This is a genomic window from Campylobacter concisus (assembly GCF_002914195.1).
GTDB lineage: Bacteria > Campylobacterota > Campylobacteria > Campylobacterales > Campylobacteraceae > Campylobacter_A > Campylobacter_A concisus_M.
Map to the genome: position 1 here is coordinate 1 of NZ_PPAU01000037.1, position 894 is coordinate 894.

The 894-nt window shown below is 53.5% G+C and carries 1 protein-coding gene; it reads left to right on the plus strand.

Features of this window, described 5'->3' with window-relative positions; all coding sequences use genetic code 11:
- Positions 1–894: hypothetical protein (locus CYP28_RS10840; protein WP_181000391.1), on the plus strand; the 894-nt coding region annotated here is incomplete at both ends.

The following is an 894-nucleotide window of genomic DNA, read 5'->3' on the forward strand; positions in this document are numbered from 1 at the left end:
GGGGGGGGGGGGGAAGAGAAGAGGGAAAAAAGAGAGAGAAAAGAGAAGAGGAGGAGGAAGAGGAAGAGGGGGAGAAGAGAAAGGGGAGAGGAAAGAGAAGAGAGGGAAAGAAAAAGAAAAAGAAGAGGAAGGGAGAGAAAAAAGAGAGAAAAAGGAAAAGAGGGAAAAGGGGAAAAAGGGAAAGAAGGAAAAAAAAGAGAGAGGGGGGAAAGAGAGAAGGAAAGAAAGAAGAAAGAAAGGAGGGGGAGGGGGAGAAGGGGGAAAAGGAGGGGGGGAAGGAGAAAGGGGAAAAGGGGAGGGGAGAGAAGGGGGGGAGAGGGGAAAGAAAAAGGGGAGAAAAAGAGGGAGGGAAAGGGAAAAGAGGAAAGGAGGGGGGGAAGGGGAAAAGGAGAAAGGGAGGAAGGGGAAGGAGAGAAAGGGGGGGGAGAGGGAAAAAGGAGGAAGAAGAAGAGAAAAAGAGGGGGGAGGGAAGAGAAGGGAAAGAAAGGGGGGGGAGGGGAGGAAAAAAGGGGGGGGAGGGGGGGAAAAAAAAAGAAGGGAAAAGGAGAGAAAAGGAGAGAGGAAGGGAGAAAGAAGGGAGGAGAGGAGAGAAGAGGAAAGGAGGAAAGAGAGAGGAAGAAAAGGGAGAGAGAAAGGGGAGAGAGGAGGAAGAGGAAGAAGGAAGAGGAAGAGGGGGGAAAAAAGGGGGAGAGGGGGGGAGAGAGAGAGGGGGGGGAGAGGGGGAAAGAAGGGGGAGGGGAGAGGGGAGAAAAAGAGAAAAAAGAGAAGAAAGAGGAGAGGGAAAGAAAAGGAAAAGGAAAGGGGGGGAGGGGGAAAAGGAAAGGGGGGGAGGGGGAAAAGGAAAGGGGGGGAGGGGGAAAAGGAAAGGGGGGGAGGGGGGGAGGAAGGGAGGGG